Below are 1,412 nucleotides of genomic sequence, written 5' to 3' on the forward strand. Positions count from 1 at the left end.
TCCGCCGCGCCGGCACCGCCCACCGCGCCGCGACATCGGATCGAAGCACAGGCGCGTACCCCTGGCGCACGCGCGGCCCCGGCGCGACTCACCGCCCCGCCACCGGGCCGCGCGCGTTCGCTCACACCTGTACAACCCCCAACGCCCCCGGCCGCGTGCGCACGCGACCGTGTACGCCCGCCCACACCGAACCGAGGCGGCGCACCGCCACTCTCACTCGCCCGCACCCGTCCGCGACCGTCCCTCCCCGCCCCGAACGCCCTCTCTCCCGCCGTCCGAAAAATCATTCGCCTCTCGGATTGCGCAGCCCCGCTCGGTACGATGCGCGGGGGAACGAACGCGTGGCGGTGCGGACACCATCCGTGACCATTGCGCGCGTGGCGGGCAGCGTAACGGGAGAAGCTGTAAGAGTCGTCGCCGACACAGGCGCGGACGGCGACTCGGACGGCGGCGGGGAATGAGCGCACCGGGTCATCGGCAGGCGGGTCGGAATCCTCTCGAACTCCCCTCGGGGACGTCTCGGACTCCTCTCGGAGACGTGGGGACGCGGGAGGGATCGACCCGGGGGAAGGGGGGTCCACCGTGGGACAGACCGAACGTGGCGCACGTACCGGAAGCCCGGCCGAACTGGCCTGGTTGCGCGGGATGGACGCCTATGTCGCCGGCGAGTACCAACAGGCGGAGGTGCAGTTCCGGGCGGCCGTGGAGGACGATCCCGGAATGGCCGACGCGTGGCTGGGGTTGCACGCGCTCAAAGTGGACGTGGCCGTCGCGGTGGTGGCCATGCACACCCACCGCGAGCGCTTCGGCGAACAACGCGCCAAGTACGGGCGGCCGCTGAACTCGTGGTATTGGCTGGGCTGGTGGGTGCAACTGGTCCTGGAGACCCCACGCGACCTCTCGCTCGCGCACGCGTCGCACTGGCTCGACGGCCGCCACCTGGCCGAGCTCGACGCCGCGCTCGCGCTGTGCCCGCCCCCCGAACAGGACGCCGCGACGCGCTTCCTGTTGGCCTGCCGGGCCTACCTGGGCAAGGACTGGCAGCAACTCCTGCGGCACACCGCGGGCTTGGACGACGACGCGCTCCTGGGCGTCGAGGCGGGCCTGTTCGCGGGCATGGCCCGGGTCCGGCTGGGCCTGTACGCCAAGGCCGAGCAGGTGCTCGCGACGGCGCTCGTGCGCTGCCGCTCCGAGCACCCGCAGCGCAAGGAACTGCGCTACTGGCTCGCCCGCGCGTACGAGGAGACCGGCCGCACCCCCGCCGCCCTGCCGCTGTATCGCGCCGTCCACCAGGCGGACCCGTCGTTCATGGACACCGCCGCCCGGCTGTCCTCGCTCGCGGCGGGCGAACCGCTCGACGAGTACGGCGGGATGACCGCCCGCCTGGCCGGCCCGCCCGCGAGTCGCGGCTC

1 protein-coding gene is annotated in these 1,412 nt (G+C 73.3%); it reads left to right on the forward strand.

The genetic code is table 11. The features are described from left to right. Positions 1–645 precede the first annotated feature (645 nt). The coding region (locus GT354_RS16665) for a tetratricopeptide repeat protein (protein WP_237535004.1) at positions 646–1,412 on the forward strand (767 nt) is incomplete at its 3' end.

Source organism: Streptomyces sp. SID3343 (genome assembly GCF_009865215.1).
Lineage (GTDB): Bacteria > Actinomycetota > Actinomycetes > Streptomycetales > Streptomycetaceae > Embleya.